Consider the following 15755-nt stretch of genomic DNA (forward strand, 5'->3'; position numbering starts at 1 on the left):
TAGGGGGCGGCGGCTCCCGGCGTACCGACCGAAAGAACGAGAGAGAAACCATGCCATCGGCCAGTCGACCTCCGACCTCCGGGCCGAGGTGCCCGCCGCGGCGCTCAGCGATCGTGGACCTACCGATCCTCACCACACCACGGAGCCCAGGATGAGTACACGTCGAACCACCACAACACTGGACGACCAGCCGGTCCCGGTGAGAGCCAAGCTCGCCGCAGCGTGGACAAGCTTCATGTTCCTGTACGCCTACATGGACATTCTCAACTTCTTCACACCCGGCGTCATCGAAGACATCCGCGCCGGCAAGGTCTTCGAGTTCGACCTCTCCCAGACCTTTTCGACCACGGCGCTGGCCCTTGTGGCCATCCCGATCCTCATGGTTGTGCTGTCGATGACGCTGCCCGCGCGGGCGAACCGCATGGCGAACCTCATCGTGGCCTCGCTCTACGTCCCCGTGACCGTATTCAACGCGGTGGGTGAGCCCTGGCTGTACTTCTACGGCCTTGGCGTGGCACTGGAGCTGATCCTGCTCGCCCTCATCCTGCGGTACGCGTGGACCTGGCCGCGCACCGCACCGTCGGCGACCACGGCGAACAGCCCGGACCGTGAAACCGTTCGCGCCCGGCAGCTCAGTTGACCGTCCAGGTGTCGGCGCCGGTGACCAGGGCTTGGAGGTCGCCGATGCCTTGGGCTTCTTGGGAGGTGGTGATCTGCTGGCGGACAAGGTCGTCGTACGCCGGGCGCTCGACCGACCGGAACACACCGATCGGGGCCTGGTGCAAGATGCCGGCGTCGGTCAGGCGTGAGAGCGCGAACGCGTACGCCGGGTCCTCGGTGTGGGCGTCGTGGACGACCAGATCGGCCTCGCCACCGGGCAGGTCCGCGACCTCACGCACCGCCAGCGACGCGAACCCGTCGCGGACAACTCCGAGGTGCCCGTCCGTACCGAAGCGGATCGGCTCGCCGTGCACCAGCGGGATGATCGCGTCGTCCCGGGTCTCCGGGTTCTTGATCGCGTCGAACGCGTTGTCGTTGAAGATCGGGCAGTTCTGGTAGATCTCCACGAACGCCGTCCCCCGGTGCTCGGCCGCGGCCCGCAGCACCGACGTGAGGTGCTTGCGGTCGGAGTCGACCGTCCGCGCCACGAACGTCGCCTCCGCGCCGAGCGCCAGCGAGACCGGGTTGAACGGGTTGTCCACCGAGCCCATCGGCGTCGACTTGGTCACCTTGCCCGGCTCCGAGGTCGGCGAGTACTGACCCTTGGTCAGCCCGTAGATCCGGTTGTTGAACAGCAGGATCTTCAGGTTCACGTTTCGCCGGAGCGTGTGGATCAGGTGATTACCGCCGATCGACAGCGCGTCACCGTCACCGGTCACGACCCAGACGCTCAGGTCCGGCCGCGCCACCGCGAGCCCGGTCGCGATCGCCGGCGCACGCCCGTGGATCGAGTGCATGCCGTACGTCGACAAGTAGTACGGGAACCGCGACGAGCAGCCGATGCCGGAGACCATCGCGACGTTCTCACGCTTGATCCCGAGCTCGGGCAGGAAGCCCTGGAACGCCGCGAGTACGGCGTAGTCACCGCAGCCCGGGCACCAGCGAACCTCCTGGTCCGACACGTACTCCTTGCGGTTCTGCGGCTCGGTCGCGGCCGGGACGCCTTTCAGACCTCCGGGCAGACTCGGCAGACCGAGATCGACCGTGCTCATCGTGCTCCCTCCGATTCGTGCAGTTGCCCGTTCGACTGGCCGTTCGACTGGCCGTTGGACCGGCCGTTCGGTTGGTCGCGCAGCGCTTCGCCGTGGGTCAGGCCGGCCGCGGCCGAACCCAGGTGGCGGGCGTCGTCGTCGATCCCTTCGGTCTCCTCGACCAGGTTGCCGATCACCTCGGCCAGCTCCGCGGCGCCGAGCGGCATACCGCGGACCTGCGCGTAGGAGACGACATCGACCAGGAACTTCGCCCGCAGCAGCATCGCCAGCTGGCCGAGGTTCATCTCCGGAACCAGGACCTTCTCGTACGACGCCAGCACGTCCCCGAGATTCGACGGGAACGGATTGAGGTGCCGCAGATGCGCCTGCGCGATCTTCCCGCCGACCGCCCGCACCCGCCGCACAGCGGCGCCGATCGGCCCGTACGTCGATCCCCACCCGAGCACGAGCACCTTCGCCGTACCGTCCGGGTCGTCGACCTGCAGCGGCTCGATCGACCGCGCGATTCCGTCGACCTTGGCCTGCCGGGTCCGGATCATCAGGTCGTGGTTGGCCGGGTCGTAGGAGATGTTGCCGGTCTTGTCCTCCTTCTCCAGACCACCGATGCGGTGGTCCAGACCCGCCGTCCCCGGGATCGCCCAGGCACGCGCCAGGGTCTCCGGGTCGCGCAGGTAGGGGAGGTACTTGCCGTCGGGCGAGTTCGGCTCGAGCGTGAAGTTCGGCTCGATCGTCGGCAGGGTGTCGATCACCGGGATCTGCCACGGCTCGGAACCGTTCGCCAGGTAGCCGTCGGAGAGCACGATCACCGGCGTGCGGTAGGTGATCGCGATCCGCGCCGCCTCGACCGCGATCGCGAAGCAGTCCGCGGGGGACTGGGCCGCGAGCACCGGCAGCGGTGCTTCGCCGTTCCGCCCGAACATGACCTGCAGCAGGTCGGCCTGCTCGGTCTTGGTCGGCATCCCGGTCGAGGGACCGGCGCGCTGGATGTCGCAGACGACCAGCGGCAGCTCGAGCATCACGCCGAGACCGATCGTCTCGGACTTCAGGCTGATCCCCGGGCCGGACGACGTGGTCACGCCGAGCGCGCCACCGAACGACGCACCCAGGGCCGCGCCGACACCGGCGATCTCGTCCTCGGCCTGGATCGTGGTGACGTTGAACCGCTTGAGCTTCGACAGCTCGTGCAGTACGTCGGACGCCGGGGTGATCGGATACGCGCCGAGCACCAGCGGCAGGCCCGCCCGCTGGGCGCCCGCCACCAGGCCGTACGCCAGCGCGAGGTTGCCGGAGATGTTCCGGTAGGTGCCGGTCGCCATCTTGGCCGGCTTGACCTCGTACCGCACCGAGAACTCCTCGGCGGTCTCACCGAAGTTGTAGCCGGCTCGGAAGGCCGCGATGTTCGCGTCCCGGATGTCCGCCTTCGAGGCGAACTTCGTCTGCAGGAACGTGATCGTCGACTCGACCGGCCGCTGGAACAACCAGGAGACCAGACCGAGGGCGTACATGTTCTTCGCCCGGGACGCGTCCTTGCGGGACAGCCCGAACTCCTTCACCGACTCGACCGTCATGCCGGTCAGGTTCAGGGCGACGACGTGGTACGCCTCGAGCTCGCCGTTCTCCAGCGGGTTCTCGTCGTACCCGATCCGCTTCAGGTTGCGGGCGGTGAAGTCCGCGGTGTCGACGATCACGGTCGCGCCGCGCGGGACGTCCTTGAGGTTCGCCTTGAGCGCCGCCGGGTTCATCGCGATCAGCACATCGGGCGCATCACCAGGCGTCAGGATGTCGTGGTCGGCGAAGTGGAGCTGGAACGACGACACCCCCGGCAGGGTTCCGGCTGGTGCCCGGATCTCGGCGGGGAAATTGGGCAGGGTCGACAGATCGTTGCCGAACGATGCCGTTTCCGCGGTGAACCTGTCCCCCGTGAGTTGCATCCCGTCGCCGGAGTCGCCGGCGAAGCGGATCACCACGCGGTCGAGCTGCTTGACCTCGATGGTCACTGTTCTGTTCATCTCCAAGTCGAAGCTTGGGTCGTCCGGCCGCTTCGTGGGCGGCAGGCGATCCCCCCGTCAGGGCGATAACCCCAATATTAGTTCGCCCTTAGTACGGAACCATGCGGAAGCCCCGGTGGTCCACAGCCTGGGACGCGGTGCTACAAGCCGGACGTCCTGCCGTACGGCGAAACCGTCCAGTATGACTCTCCGCACCCGCTCGCTTGCGATCCGCAGTGAGAACCGGCAGGGTGTCGTCATCAAGCTGTGATCTCGAGGGAGTTTGTCATGCGCCGCGTGCGTTTGCCGGCCGGAGTGCTGGCCTTATCAGTGGTCGGCGGGCTGCTCGCGGCGTGCGCTGCGCCGATCGCTCCCGCGGACAGCGCGATGATGCTCGGCGGTACGACGCAACCCGCGGCGGCCCCAGCGTCTGTCGCCGCACCGACGCGTAGCGCGCGGATCTACAGCATCCGGACCACGGACGCGACCAAAGGCGTGATCACCGTGATCGGGAAGCTCACTCCGGCTCCAGCCACAGGCACGCGGGTCCCGTTGCACATCTGGATCCCGGCTACGAAGAAGTGGCAGGAGATCGCGCACGGGTATTCGTCCGGCGATCGGGTCACGATCACGACCGTGCAGCCGGCGTCGATCCGGACGTATCGCATCGCCGTCCGCCCGCAAGCGCCGTACCCGGTCGCTATCTCCAAGTCGATCAGCTTCAGCCACTACGTGTGGCGGGGGATCTTCAAGAAGGGGCTGCTCGCGTTCGGTGGGCAGAACCATCCGCAGTTCAACATCGTGCCGCCGAGCGAAGGACCGCGGCGGGCCGAGGCGGACCTGCTGGCGGATCAGGGCGGATTCGTGTGGGGCGACATCGACACGACCGGCTGCAGCTATGTGCGGAACTGGCTCGGCAACCTGACCGACGGTCTCGTCCGGGTGTCGCTGCACAACGGCACGACGGCGATGACCTCGGTCCGGATGAAGCAGGAGACCGAGACCTGGCTCAACTACCGCATCTCCGGCGTCACCCGACTGCGCCTACAACTCGCAGACATCCACTCCGGCTACGGCCCCTACGTCGCAGTCGACTCAACTCTCCTCTGCACCAACTAAGGGCAGGTCTGGCGACTCCGCGCCTACTGCGCGGCACTCGGCACGGCACCTCGCCGCACTGGAGCAAAGACCACGATGGAAAAGCATCGAGGCCTTCACTCCAGCACGCCGATGCACCGCACCGAGCACCTGCTCGCTACGTCGCGGAGTCGCCAGACCTGCCCTAAGCTTCTGTCCGTGTCGGAGAGCTATGGCGTTGTGCTTGCCGTGGTTGCGCTTGCGCTGGTGGGGTTGATCGGGGCGTTCTCGTTGAACAAGGCGCTCACCGTCACGTACCCGACCGAGGGCAAGCTCAAGACGTACGAGTCCGGCGTCGACCCGGTCGGCGAGGGCTGGGCGCAGGTCCACATCCGGTACTACCTGTTCGCCTACCTCTACGTGATCTTCGCGGTCGACGCCGTCTATCTGTTCCCGTGGGCGACCGTCTTCGCGGCGATGGGGTTCGCGACGCTGATCGAGATGTTCGTGTTCATCGCCTTCGTCGCGGTCGGGCTGTTGTACGCCTACCGCAAGGGTGTGCTGCGCTGGACCTGAGCTCACCCGCCGAGGTGGTCCTTCAGGTTGTCGAGCCGGCTGTCCCAGTCGCGAGCCATCGCGGCCAGGAACTGTTGCGCGACCTGCATCGGACCTGACTGCAGGTGGTACCGGATCCGTCGCCGTTCGCCCGGCTCGGCCCGCACGAGACCTGCCTCGGCGAGCAGAGCCAGGTGCTTGGCGACGGCCTGCCGGGTGATCGGGAGCCGGGTGGCGAGGTCGGTCGCCGTGGCCGGCCCGCCGGAGACGAGCTCGGCCAGGATCGCGCGCCGGCTCGGATCGGCGAGATTGGTGAAGACCAGCTCCGCGATCGCCTCCGCGTCAGGCTGCGTGGCGTCAGGCTGGGTGGCGTCAGGCTGCGTCAAGGTAGTCGGCAAGCTCGTTGAGCTCGTTGAGCCACCCGGTGGTGTTGCCGCTGAACGCTGCATCGTGCACCTCGTCGGGCAGTTGGGCGAATCCGGATTCGACGACCGTCAACCGGGTCCCGGCTCCGGCCGGCTCGAGCGTGAATTCGACGTACGTACGGCGTGGATCGTTGTCGGGCAGCCCTTGGATCCGCCAGCTGAATCCGAACACCGACGGCTCCTCGACCCGCTCGACGCGCATCTCCTGCCGATCACCGCTGTCCCATGTCATCGTCGCGGCACCACCCGGCCGCAGGTCGATCGTCGCCTGGTGACCGAACCACGTCCCGAGCCCTTCGGCCGTGGTGAGCGCACTCCACACCTTCGCCGGTGGGTGCTTCAGGTCCAGCACCCGCTCGATCCGATCGGGAAATCCCATCGCGGTCTCCTCAAGTAGCAATCATCTGGTTGCACCAAAGACGCTATCGCAACCAATCAGTTGCGTCAACCGTCAATCGTCAAGCTTCAGCCTCGGGCAAGGGCGGCGGCGATCGCCCAGTCCTGGGGGCCGACGCCGACGGACTTGAAGACGGTTCGGCCGGTGCTCTTCGGCGGGTCGTCGAGTGCCGGGCCGAGTTCGACCAGGTCGGTGCGATCGAGCGCTCCGGTGGTGACGGCGTCGATGATCTCGCCGGACTCCTCCAGTGCGGCCTCGACCTGGTCGACCAGCACGACCGATGCTGTCGCCAGGAGCTCGCGGGGGAGCTCCCGCATACTCGGCCGGAAGGCGCCGATCGCATTCACGTGCACCCGCTCGGGTAACGCATCGACGCTGAACAGCGGCGTGGTCGACGACGTCGCACAACACACGACCTCGGCGTCGGCGACCGCACTGTCGATGTCCACACCCGGCGTGAACTTCACGTCCGGGAACTCCTCGGCCAGCTGCCGGCAGAGTGCGGCCGCGCGTTCGGCCGACCGGCCCGTGACGGTGACGGCCGTGATCCGTCGTACGGCGAGAACCGCGCGGACCTGATCGGGAGCCTGCGCGCCCGTCCCGATCAGCGTGAGCCGCGACGCGTCAGCTGCCGCGAGGAGATCGGTGGCGACACCAACGACCGCTCCGGTCCGCAGGGTGGTGATCGAACTGCCGTCGGCGATGAGCTGTTCGCCGGCGCCGGTCCAGATCACCGTCGCCCGGATCGCCGGGATCTGGTCGAGTGCGATGCCGATCTTCTTCACCACCGCGGTCCCGGTCGGCGTGTGGTACGCCGACATCACCAGCACTGCGCCGTCGCCGAAGATCTGCCGCGCCGGCAACACGAAGTTCCCGGCCGCCAGCTCACGAAAAGCGTCGCGGACGGCGGCGATCGCCGTACTCATCGGGACAGTACGACGGACATCCGCACCAGACAGGACCTTCACCCGCGACAGCATAGAGTCGACCCACCGCCGTTCGACGAAGGAGTGAGGCTGTGCAGACCTGGCTCGATGAGAATCTCGAGACTCTGATCGCGAAGCACCAGGTGCCGGCGGCCTCCATCGCCGTCCTCGCCGACGGGAAGGTGAGTACCGCGGCCGCGGGAATCCTCAACCTGAACACCGGCGTCGAGGCGACCACCGACTCGCTCTTCCAGATCGGCTCGATCACCAAGCTCTGGACCACCACCCTGATCGTGAAATTGGTTGCCGAGGGCAAGATTGATCTCGATCGCCCGGTCCGCGACTACCTGCCCGAGTTCAAGCTCGCCGACGAGGCGACGGCCGCGGCCGTGACGCCCCGGCACCTGCTGACCCACACCTCCGGCTTCTCCGGGGACGCGTTCACGCCGACGTCACGCGGCGACGATGCGGTCGAGCTGTTCCTGCGTGACGTCGTACCCGGCCTCGCGCAGGAGGTCCCGCTCGGCGCGGGATTCTCCTACAACAACGCCGGCTTCACCGTGCTCGGCCGGATCGCCGAGGTGCTCCGCGACAAGCCCTATCACCAGCTCCTCCGCGAGGAGATCGCCGTACCGCTCGGGTTGGAGCATGTGGCGACGATCCCGGAGGAGGCCTTGCTGTACAGGGCCGCGTTGGGTCACATCCGGCCGACGCCGGACGCGCCGCCACAGGCGGCCCCGGTGTGGAGTCTGGTGCACTCGATGGCACCGGCCGGCTCGTTGCTGGCGATGAGCGCAAGCGATCTGCTCACCTTCGGCCGGGCGTACCTGGACGCGAGCATCGTCGATCGGCCCACGGTCGATCGTCTGTGGGAGACGCAGGTCGACGTACCTTCGACCGGCGGGGTCGAGCAGCATTGGGGGCTCGGCTGGATCATCTACGACGGCGAGGGTGGGCCGCTCTACGGTCACGACGGCGGCACGATAGGTCAGTCAGCGTTCCTGCGGCTGGCTCCGGACAAGGGTGTGGCCGTCGCGCTGCTGACAAATGGCGGCGACACCTCTGCCCTGTACGACGAACTGGTCGGCCACGTGCTCCGTGAGACCGCCGGGCGGGAGGTGACGCCGCGGCCTACGCCTCCGGTGGAGCCGGTCGAGATCTCGGCCGAGCTGGTCGTCGGCCGGTACGACGGGGTCTTGTTCCGGGCCACGGTCAGCGTCGAGGACGGCGAGTTCTGGAGACTCGATGAAGCGGTCAGCGACGAGGCGCGGATCCTGCTGCCGGAGCCGCAGCGGAGCCGGTACGTGCCACTGGACGACTCGCGCCTCATTGCCGTCGAGACCGAGGGCGGGGTGCACGAAGTTGTCGCGTTCCGTGAACCGGTCGACGGTCGCGCGACGTATCTTTTCCGTGGTGGCCGCCTCACACCGCGCGGTGACTGAGCGTAGCAGTTCGGGTCGGGCGGCACTCGTTGCCTGATCACCCTTTGTGATTGCGCTGGGCAACAAACGTCAGCTTGAAACGCCTCGGGATAACGGAATGCGTACACACGGTCGCCAAGCGGTCGGTTCGCGGTTATGGTGATTACGCGGTGATACGGAGTGATTCCGGGGTGGTGAGGCTATGTCGTGGCAACTATGGGTGCTGATCGCACTCGCAGCGACCGGGCTCGTAGTGCTGGCCGTAGCGCGGATGCGCCGCGCGCGCCGCGTCTTCGACGACATCACTCACCTCGACCGGCCGGCGCCGCACGGGCCTGCCATCTCCAGCGGCGACCTGTCCGGTGACGAGCTGGCCAAACTTCGGGCCCGGGCCCGGCACATGCGGCCCGAGCCCGATCGCCACCGCAAGCACGGCTGAAGCAGAGCAACCTCAAGGACGCCCGGTCCCCACCCGGGTTCCGCCCACATCGCTCACGTTCGGTGGCCCGCACAGCGCCGGACGTGAGCGATCTTTTGGGTTCGTCAGAGCAGGCCGTCGCGGCGGGCTACTGCGGCGGCTTCGGTGCGGGAGCGGACGCCGAGCTTGGCGAGGATGTTCGAGACGTGCACGCTGACCGTCTTCTCGCTGATGTAGAGCTCACGCGCCAGCTGCCGGTTGGTCCGGCCTTCGGCCAGCAGCGCAAGCACCTCGGTCTCCCGTGAGGTGAGGGCTCCGGCGCCAGTCGTGTCGACGCCGCCGAGCTCGTCGAGCAGCGGCTTCGCGCCCAACTCCCGCGCCACGGCAGCGGCCAGCGTGGCCTCCTCGTTCGCCTCGGCGACCCGGCCGGCTGCGCGCAACGCGGCCGACAACCGCACCCGCGACCACGCCTGCTCGTACACATACCCGTACCCGAAGGCGTCCACGGTCCGCTCCCACGCAGCGACGTGCTCCTCGGGTGTCGGTGCGTCCACCCCGGCGAGCCACCGGAGCCGATCCCACTCCGACTCCAACCGCGCCAGCCAGGCGAGGCCCTCGACACCCATCACCCGGCCGGGCGGGAGCCCCTTCTCGGCCGTGGCCTGTCCGTCGGCGAGGAACTCGGCGCCGCGCGCGATCAGCTCCTTGGCTGCCGACGGTTCGCCAACGGCCCGATGGCACAAGACCTGGATCCCAAGCGTGGCAAACCGGATCCGACCGAGGAACCATTCGGTCTGGAAGATCTCCGCACACAAGGCGGTCACGTCCGCGATCAGCTTCTCCGCCTCGGCAGGCTGGTCAAGCCGCAGGTAGGCATCGACCGCCGGCTGCAACCCGATGATCGACAGCATCACGTCGAGATCCCACCACTTGCGCAGCCGCTCGAACTCCTCCGCGACCGCGTTGTCACCCCGGCCGGCCCGTACGGCGAACTCCACTGCCTGAAGGGCGGCCGCGGATGCCGCCGGCGTCATCGAGTCTGTCCGCGCGGTCACGGTCGCTTGGTCCCACTCACCGAGCATGAACTGCGTCAGAGCGAGCATCCGTCGCGCATCGAATCCGTACACCGCCCACTGCCGCCCGAGCTCACCCGCTCGCTTCGCAGCCAACGTCAGCGCGGGCTTCGCGGTCAACAGATCGCCCTGCTCGAAGCGCGTCGATCCGATGAGGAACCGGCTGCGCACCTCGGCCGCCGCGTCGCCGTCGAGCTGCGCCCGGACCGCCGCCTCCTCGAGCTGCTTGGTGGCAGTCTCCGGATCGCCCGCCAGCCGGCGCAGCTGGGCGAGCGTGATGCCGGCGTCGCTGGCCGCCGACTCCTGACCGGCCTCGCGGGCGATCTCCAACGCCCTGTGCGCCCAGCGCTCCGCCTCCATCGGCCGGCCCAGTGCGTGGGACACTCGCGCGTAGAGCGACGCGACCCGCGCCTTGAAGACACTGGACTTCTCGTCGTGCACCAGCTTCAGCGCCTGCGAGATCGCCTCGTTCGCTTCTTGGTCCTGGTCGATGATCAGCGCGATGTCGGCCAGCGGCATCAGCAGCTTCGCCCGCTCGAGCTTCGGGGCGTCCGGTGGTAGATCGGCCAGCGCCTTCCGCAGGATCTTCAGCGCCCGCAAGTGCTGCGACGACAGCGTCGCGGCGGTCGCGGTCTGGACGATCAGCCAGTTCTTGTCGATCGTGCTCTCGGGCGAACGGTTGGGATACAGCTCGAGGGCCAGCTCGTAGTGCTTCAGCGCCTCCTGCGGCGCGGCGACCGAGATGGCCTCCTCGCCGGCCCGGACCCGCGCCTCGAAAGCCTCGGGCAGGTTGTGCGATCGGGTGGCGTGCCCGGCCAGCTCAGCCGCCGTACCCGAGACGGTCTGGTCCTTGAGCGCCTGCACGTACGCCGCGTGCTGGCGGACTCGCTCTCCGGGCAGCAGATCGTCGTACACGGCCTCGGCGAGGAGGGCGTGGCGGAAGTAGTACCGATCGCTGGTCGGTACGTCGATGATGTGCGCGTCGATCAGCTCACGCAGCGCCTCGTCGAGCTCGCGGTCCGGTAGGTCGGCCACCGCGGTGAGCAGGTCGTGCGGGACGCGCCGGCCCGCGACCGCGATCACGCGGGCGACCTGGCGCGCGTCGTCGGACAGCGGATCGAGACGGACGAGCAACAGGTCGGCGAGATCCGGCGGGACGACCTCGCCGTCACCCATCGAGGCCGCGGCGACGAGCTCTTCGGTGAAGAAGGCGTTGCCACCGGCGCGCTCGAGGATCCGCCGTACCTCGGACTCCGGGAGCGGCTCGGTGAGCAGCGAACTCAGCAGGATGCGCGACTCGTTGGCGTCGAAGGGGGCCAGGTTGACGCGGCGAACCCGCGGGTTGCGGGACCACTCGGCGATCGGGCGGCGGAGCGGGTGGCGGCGGTGCAGGTCGTCGCTGCGGTACGACACCACGAGCGTCAGGCGTTGTGAGGTCAGCCGGGTGATCAGGAAGCCGATCAGGTCTCGGGTCGAGTCGTCGGCCCAGTGGGCGTCCTCGATGATCACGAGCAGCGGCTCGCTGGTGGCGAGCGCGGTGAACGCGCCGAGCACGGCGTCGAACAACGCGGCCCGGTCCAGCTGACCGTCCTGCGGCGACGGCTGCGCGCCGAGCAGCCGGTGCGTGGGCAGCAGTCGGCCGATCGCCGGGAAGTTGGTCAGCACGCTCTCGACCAGATCGGGCCGGTCACCGGCCAGCCGGCCGAAAATCTCGGTGAACGCCAGATACGGCAGGCCGGCGTCGCCGAAGTCGGTGCAGTGCCCGACCAGGACACCGAAACCGCGCTCGTGCGCGCCGGTCGCCACCTCGTCCAGCAGACGCGTCTTGCCGACGCCGGCATCACCCGACAGCAGAACAGCGCCGGCATGACGCGTTTTGGCGTCGTCCACGGCGCTCAGCAGCGCGGCCATCTCGGATGAGCGGCCGACGAGAGGTGTCGAAGTCCAGGGCACGTCGTCCATCTTCGCCCCTGGCGCCGACACAAATCGACGGCATCCCGTCCGTTGACCGTCCGGAGATACGAAAACGCCGTCCCTGATCGCGAGTACGGGATCAGGGACGGCGGTCGCGGCGGTCATGCCACCGTGGTGGGTCGGAGGGCTCGGCGAGCGTGTCGCGGCGCCGGCCGTGCGGCCTGCTCCACGCGCTCCCGGCGAGCTGCCGTCCGGAATTCACGCTTGATGCGCTCCTGCTTGTAGGCGTTCTCCGCCTTGGCCGACTGAGCTGTGATGAACATGGTTACCCTCCCTTCAGGCTTTCTTGCCGAACAGGTGGACGAGGGTCCGACGGTTCCGGGTGGTGCTCCGGTGCTGCCGGTAGTCGCGGCTGAGACGCTGCCTGCGGTAGTCGACCTCTGCCTTGACGCTTTCGTTGGTGAACATTTCGGTTGCCTCCTGGCTCCGTGGTTCTGTCGATGTCCCTAATGTGCTCGTCTGAGGAGGGCCCGCACATCGGAGTTCCTCCCTATCCCTGGCGCCCGCTCACCCTTAGGCGACCTAGGTACGCCCCACGCCCACCTAGGGACCCCTGTTCTGGTGCGTAGGCACTCGGTCGTGGAACTCCTGGAAATGCCGCAGCGCGGCCGGCTCGTGGTGAGCTCGGCCGCGCTGGGATCGAGAACTGGATGGGGCTTTGGGGGGTGCTCGTGCCGTCACATCGCAGGACGGGTCCGGAGCTCGGGCGCGCAGACCTCAGGAGCCTGCCGCTTGGGCTTGCGCTGGAACCACGCCGGCCGCTGGTACTGACGCCGGATCCGGTCCTGCCGGTAGCGGATCTCTGCCTGGAGCGAGTCGGGTGAGTAGAAGAACATGATCTCCTCCGGAGCTGTGTCGATGCCCAAACCCTGCTCCGCTGAGGTGCTGCCCCACATCCGCACATATCCCTATGCCCGAGGCAACTAACGCCTTAGCCCCCGGCTCACGCACGTACCCGGCGTCCGGGAGGACAGGAGGTGTCGCCTGGTGGCGCCGGAATCCTGGCTGGTTCTGGCGGGAGGTGGCCCGCAGTGGACGTATACGTTCTGTCGAGCTGCACGGCCGATCACGCTAGGTGGGCGGGCGGGGGAGGACCGGACTGGACTACGTCCCGTAGGACAAGCTCAGCTCGTAGTGGTTGGGGTCGAGGAGCTCATCGGCGTGTTCGGCGAAGTGGTCGTTGGCGGTCCAGCTGGTGCGGGTGGTGTGGAGGAACCACGTGCCTTCGGGGCGGTTGAGGAGGCCGGATTCGGCGGGGGTCAGCGGTCGGCCGCGGAGGCGTTGTTCGCAGTGGTCGAGGTAGAGGCCGGCGCGGTTGAGCGTCGTACTGATGGAGCCGTTGTCGAGGCCTCGCTCCGGCAGGTCGTGGAGGGACGAGAGCGCCGGGATCCGGCTGCGTTCCAGGGAGATCGGCGTACCGTCGGTGAGCTGCCGGACGCGCTCGATCGCGATCACCTGGGGAGAGTCGAGCCCAACCCGCTCAGCCAAAGCAGCATCCGAGACAAGCGAGATCCGGATGGTCCGCATCCGTGTCTCGATGCCTTGTTCGGACAGCGCGTGCGTCCACCCGAGCCGCCCGTCCAACGGCCGCCCGTCGAACAGGACGAACGAACCCTTGCCGGTGCGAGTCGTGATCAGGTCGTCTTCGGCCAGTACGGCGAGAGCCGCGCGGACCGTGTTCCGGCTGACCGAGAACCGTCGGGCGAGCTCGACCTCCCCGGGCAGTTGCGCGCCACGCCGTACGACGCCGGACCGGATCTCGCGGGCCAGCACCGCCGCGACCCGCTCGTGTTTCAGCCGCATCATCGCAACTGGTCGAGGCTGACGATCTCCAGCATGGGTGCGTACAACCGCATGATGTCGATCGCCTTGCCGTGGTTGTCGTCGGTGGATCCGGCGCAGGCCTCCTCGACCACCTGCACGCGGACGCCGGCATCGACCGCAGCGAGTGCCGTGCTGATCACGCAGCAGTCCGTCGTCACCCCGCCGAGGACCAAACGCCCGTCACCGACAGCGCGTGCGAGGTCGGGGCCCCAAGCACCGAACGTCGTCTTGTCCAGAGTCGACGCCCCCTTGAACTCGTCGACGAGCTGATAGTCATCCGCCGAAGGCGACTGCAGAGCGAACGGAAACAGCTCGTAGTACGGCACCCACGCACCGGTGGGCACGGCCGGCGCAACGAACCGCGTGAAGATCACGTCCGGCGTGAACCGCTCGATCAACTCCTTCGCCGGCTCGATCACCCGCCCGAACCCAGGCGTCGCCCACCCCGACGACGGATCGGCGAAGATCCGCTGCAAATCAATGAGTGCAAGGGTCATACCGTCTCCTGCTGCCGTACGGCGGACGCCCCGGCGAACCGCTGAACGACGAACCCAAGCACCAACGCGACCAGCACCCCGAGGTTCGCGTACGCCCAGTCGCCCGCCTTACCGCCCAATCCGAGCGGGCCGAGCAGATACCCCTGCCAGGTCAGCCACGACGCGAGGGTGTTCGTGACCAGGCCCCAGCCGATGCCGGTGGCAACAATCATCGTGACCACGGGCAACCATCGCACGTCGCCGTACCGGCCGCTCGGCACGTACAGATCACCCTCGGTGTAGTCGCGCCGACGCGTTGCGATGTCGGCGAGCATGATCCCGCACCACGCCGCGATCGGTACGCCGAGCGTGATCAGGAAGCCCTGGAACTGCCCGAGGAATTCGCCGCCGTAGAAGACCACGTAGACCGTCCCGGCGATCATCACGACCCCGTCGACGAACGCAGCGACGTACCGCTTCACCGGCACGCCGAGCGAGAGCAACGCGAGCCCGGACGAGTAGATGTCCAGTACAGCGCCACCGACCAGGCCGAGCACGGCCACGATCACGAACGGCACCAGGAACCAGGTCGGCAACGCCTCCGCCAACGCGCCGATCGGGTCAGCGGCAATCGCCTTGCTCAGGTCCGCCGACGAGCCGGCCAGCAACAGCCCGAACACGAGCAGTACGACGGGAGCCACCGAACCGGCGAACGTCGTCCAGCCGATCACCCCACGACTCGACGCCCCCCGAGGGAGATAGCGCGAGTAGTCCGCGGCCGCGTTCACCCAGCCGAGCCCGAACCCGGTCATCAGGAACACCAGCGCACCGATCACCTGCTGGGCCGATCCGCTCGGCAGCGCGGACACCGCACTCCAGTGGATCTGATCCGCGACCAGGATCATGTAGACGACCGTGAGCACGCCGGTCACCACGGTGATCACCGTCTGCGCGCGCATGATCAGGTCGAACCCGAGCACCCCACAAGCGACGATCAGTACGCCGACGACGAGCAGTGCGACCAGCTTCGTCACCGTGCCGCCGCCCCAGCCGAGGCGCTCGAACACGGTCGCGGTCGCCAGCGTGGCGAGGATCGTCAGCACGGTCTCCCAGCCGACGGTCAGCAGCCACGACACCAGCGACGGCAGTTTGTTGCCCCTGACACCGAACGCGGCGCGGCTGAGCACCATCGTCGGCGCCGAGCCGCGCTTGCCGGCCAGCGCGATCAACCCGCAGAGCAGGAACGAGAAGACGACTCCGATCAACCCGGCGATCGCCGCCTGCCAGAACGAGATCCCGAATCCGATCGCGAACGCGCCGTAGCTCAGGCCGAGCACCGAGACGTTCGCGCCGAACCACGGCCAGAACAACTGACTCGGACGGCCCTTCCGGTCCGCGTCGGCGATCACGTTCAGCCCGTTGCTCTCCACCGTGAGCGCGCGAGTCTGCTGCACCTCGACCTGATCGGTCCTTTGATTGGGCACGGGCT

Annotated in this window: 17 protein-coding genes; 5 read left to right on the top strand and 12 right to left on the bottom strand. The window is 68.0% G+C overall.

What is annotated here, in order from left to right; genetic code table 11:
• The first annotated feature begins 151 nt into the window (after positions 1 to 151).
• Positions 152 to 640: a DUF6326 family protein gene (locus ACWF4Z_RS26475; RefSeq protein WP_452245846.1), complete on the top strand. Its 489-nt coding sequence runs from the start codon at positions 152 to 154 to the stop codon at positions 638 to 640.
• Here ACWF4Z_RS26475 and ACWF4Z_RS26480 read toward each other — a convergent pair.
• Together ACWF4Z_RS26480 and ACWF4Z_RS26485 are read right to left on the bottom strand one after the other, a co-directional pair.
• Positions 633 to 1712, bottom strand: a complete 1080-nt coding sequence (locus ACWF4Z_RS26480; protein ID WP_452245847.1) for a 2-oxoacid:ferredoxin oxidoreductase subunit beta — start codon at positions 1710 to 1712, stop codon at positions 633 to 635. The genes ACWF4Z_RS26475 and ACWF4Z_RS26480 overlap by 8 nt on opposite strands.
• The gene (locus ACWF4Z_RS26485) at positions 1709 to 3721 is read right to left on the bottom strand and encodes a 2-oxoacid:acceptor oxidoreductase subunit alpha (protein WP_452245848.1); all 2013 of its coding nucleotides are present in this window, start codon (positions 3719 to 3721) and stop codon (positions 1709 to 1711) included. The genes ACWF4Z_RS26480 and ACWF4Z_RS26485 overlap by 4 nt, the downstream gene beginning before the upstream one ends.
• 267 nt (positions 3722 to 3988) lie before the next feature.
• On the opposite strand from ACWF4Z_RS26485, the gene ACWF4Z_RS26490 reads away from it, so the two are divergent.
• A complete protein-coding gene (locus ACWF4Z_RS26490) occupies positions 3989 to 4819 on the top strand; it encodes a hypothetical protein (RefSeq protein WP_452245849.1) in 831 nt (276 codons plus the stop codon).
• Between the two features lie 177 nt (positions 4820 to 4996).
• Positions 4997 to 5353, top strand: a complete 357-nt coding sequence (locus ACWF4Z_RS26495) for an NADH-quinone oxidoreductase subunit A (RefSeq protein ID WP_452245850.1) — start codon at positions 4997 to 4999, stop codon at positions 5351 to 5353.
• A 2-nt stretch (positions 5354 to 5355) separates the two neighbouring features.
• On the opposite strand, the gene ACWF4Z_RS26500 is transcribed toward ACWF4Z_RS26495, so the two are convergent.
• The 3 genes from ACWF4Z_RS26500 to ACWF4Z_RS26510 form a co-directional block, all read right to left on the bottom strand.
• Entirely contained in the window at positions 5356 to 5718 is a 363-nt protein-coding gene (locus ACWF4Z_RS26500; RefSeq protein ID WP_452245851.1) for an ArsR/SmtB family transcription factor, read from the bottom strand.
• Positions 5705 to 6136 carry an SRPBCC domain-containing protein gene (locus ACWF4Z_RS26505; protein ID WP_452245852.1) on the bottom strand — a complete coding sequence of 144 codons (432 nt, stop codon included), beginning with the start codon at positions 6134 to 6136 and terminating at the stop codon, positions 5705 to 5707. Before ACWF4Z_RS26505 ends, ACWF4Z_RS26500 begins: the two co-directional genes overlap by 14 nt.
• Positions 6137 to 6222: 86 nt before the next feature.
• A complete protein-coding gene (locus tag ACWF4Z_RS26510; protein WP_452245853.1) occupies positions 6223 to 7122 on the bottom strand; it encodes an ornithine cyclodeaminase family protein in 900 nt (299 codons plus the stop codon).
• Positions 7123 to 7172: 50 nt separating this feature from the next.
• Here ACWF4Z_RS26510 and ACWF4Z_RS26515 point away from each other — a divergent pair, with 50 nt between their 5' ends.
• A complete protein-coding gene (locus ACWF4Z_RS26515) occupies positions 7173 to 8522 on the top strand; it encodes a serine hydrolase domain-containing protein (RefSeq protein ID WP_452245854.1) in 1350 nt (449 codons plus the stop codon).
• Positions 8523 to 8703: 181 nt separating this feature from the next.
• Positions 8704 to 8940: a hypothetical protein gene (locus ACWF4Z_RS26520; protein ID WP_452245855.1), complete on the top strand. Its 237-nt coding sequence runs from the start codon at positions 8704 to 8706 to the stop codon at positions 8938 to 8940.
• A gap of 104 nt (positions 8941 to 9044) precedes the next feature.
• On the opposite strand, the gene ACWF4Z_RS26525 is transcribed toward ACWF4Z_RS26520, so the two are convergent.
• The 7 genes from ACWF4Z_RS26525 to ACWF4Z_RS26555 all read right to left on the bottom strand — a co-directional run bounded on the left by ACWF4Z_RS26525 (position 9045) and on the right by ACWF4Z_RS26555 (position 15750).
• Positions 9045 to 11954: a helix-turn-helix transcriptional regulator gene (locus ACWF4Z_RS26525; RefSeq protein ID WP_452245856.1), complete on the bottom strand. Its 2910-nt coding sequence runs from the start codon at positions 11952 to 11954 to the stop codon at positions 9045 to 9047.
• A gap of 113 nt (positions 11955 to 12067) precedes the next feature.
• Complete coding sequence (locus ACWF4Z_RS26530; RefSeq protein WP_452245857.1) at positions 12068 to 12229, bottom strand: hypothetical protein; 162 nt, start codon at positions 12227 to 12229, stop codon at positions 12068 to 12070.
• A gap of 13 nt (positions 12230 to 12242) precedes the next feature.
• Complete coding sequence (locus tag ACWF4Z_RS26535) at positions 12243 to 12374, bottom strand: hypothetical protein (protein WP_452245858.1); 132 nt, start codon at positions 12372 to 12374, stop codon at positions 12243 to 12245.
• Between the two features lie 269 nt (positions 12375 to 12643).
• Entirely contained in the window at positions 12644 to 12832 is a 189-nt protein-coding gene (locus ACWF4Z_RS26540; protein ID WP_452245859.1) for a hypothetical protein, read from the bottom strand.
• Positions 12833 to 13070: 238 nt separating this feature from the next.
• A complete protein-coding gene (locus ACWF4Z_RS26545; protein ID WP_452245860.1) occupies positions 13071 to 13772 on the bottom strand; it encodes a GntR family transcriptional regulator in 702 nt (233 codons plus the stop codon).
• Entirely contained in the window at positions 13769 to 14287 is a 519-nt protein-coding gene (locus tag ACWF4Z_RS26550; RefSeq protein WP_452245861.1) for a cysteine hydrolase family protein, read from the bottom strand. Before ACWF4Z_RS26550 ends, ACWF4Z_RS26545 begins: the two co-directional genes overlap by 4 nt.
• Entirely contained in the window at positions 14284 to 15750 is a 1467-nt protein-coding gene (locus ACWF4Z_RS26555) for a purine-cytosine permease family protein (protein ID WP_452245862.1), read from the bottom strand. The genes ACWF4Z_RS26550 and ACWF4Z_RS26555 overlap by 4 nt, the downstream gene beginning before the upstream one ends.
• Positions 15751 to 15755: the final 5 nt, after the last annotated feature.

This window comes from Kribbella sp. NPDC055071 (genome assembly GCF_053608045.1).

Coding starts and splice junctions, on each gene's coding strand:
- ACWF4Z_RS26475 (WP_452245846.1), top strand. CDS start 152: ATGAGTACACGTCGAACCACCACAACACTGGACGACCAGCCGGTCCCG.
- ACWF4Z_RS26480 (WP_452245847.1), bottom strand. CDS start 1,712: ATGAGCACGGTCGATCTCGGTCTGCCGAGTCTGCCCGGAGGTCTGAAA.
- ACWF4Z_RS26485 (WP_452245848.1), bottom strand. CDS start 3,721: ATGAACAGAACAGTGACCATCGAGGTCAAGCAGCTCGACCGCGTGGTG.
- ACWF4Z_RS26490 (WP_452245849.1), top strand. CDS start 3,989: ATGCGCCGCGTGCGTTTGCCGGCCGGAGTGCTGGCCTTATCAGTGGTC.
- ACWF4Z_RS26505 (WP_452245852.1), bottom strand. CDS start 6,136: ATGGGATTTCCCGATCGGATCGAGCGGGTGCTGGACCTGAAGCACCCA.
- ACWF4Z_RS26520 (WP_452245855.1), top strand. CDS start 8,704: ATGTCGTGGCAACTATGGGTGCTGATCGCACTCGCAGCGACCGGGCTC.
- ACWF4Z_RS26525 (WP_452245856.1), bottom strand. CDS start 11,954: ATGGACGACGTGCCCTGGACTTCGACACCTCTCGTCGGCCGCTCATCC.
- ACWF4Z_RS26530 (WP_452245857.1), bottom strand. CDS start 12,229: ATGTTCATCACAGCTCAGTCGGCCAAGGCGGAGAACGCCTACAAGCAG.
- ACWF4Z_RS26535 (WP_452245858.1), bottom strand. CDS start 12,374: ATGTTCACCAACGAAAGCGTCAAGGCAGAGGTCGACTACCGCAGGCAG.
- ACWF4Z_RS26545 (WP_452245860.1), bottom strand. CDS start 13,772: ATGATGCGGCTGAAACACGAGCGGGTCGCGGCGGTGCTGGCCCGCGAG.
- ACWF4Z_RS26550 (WP_452245861.1), bottom strand. CDS start 14,287: ATGACCCTTGCACTCATTGATTTGCAGCGGATCTTCGCCGATCCGTCG.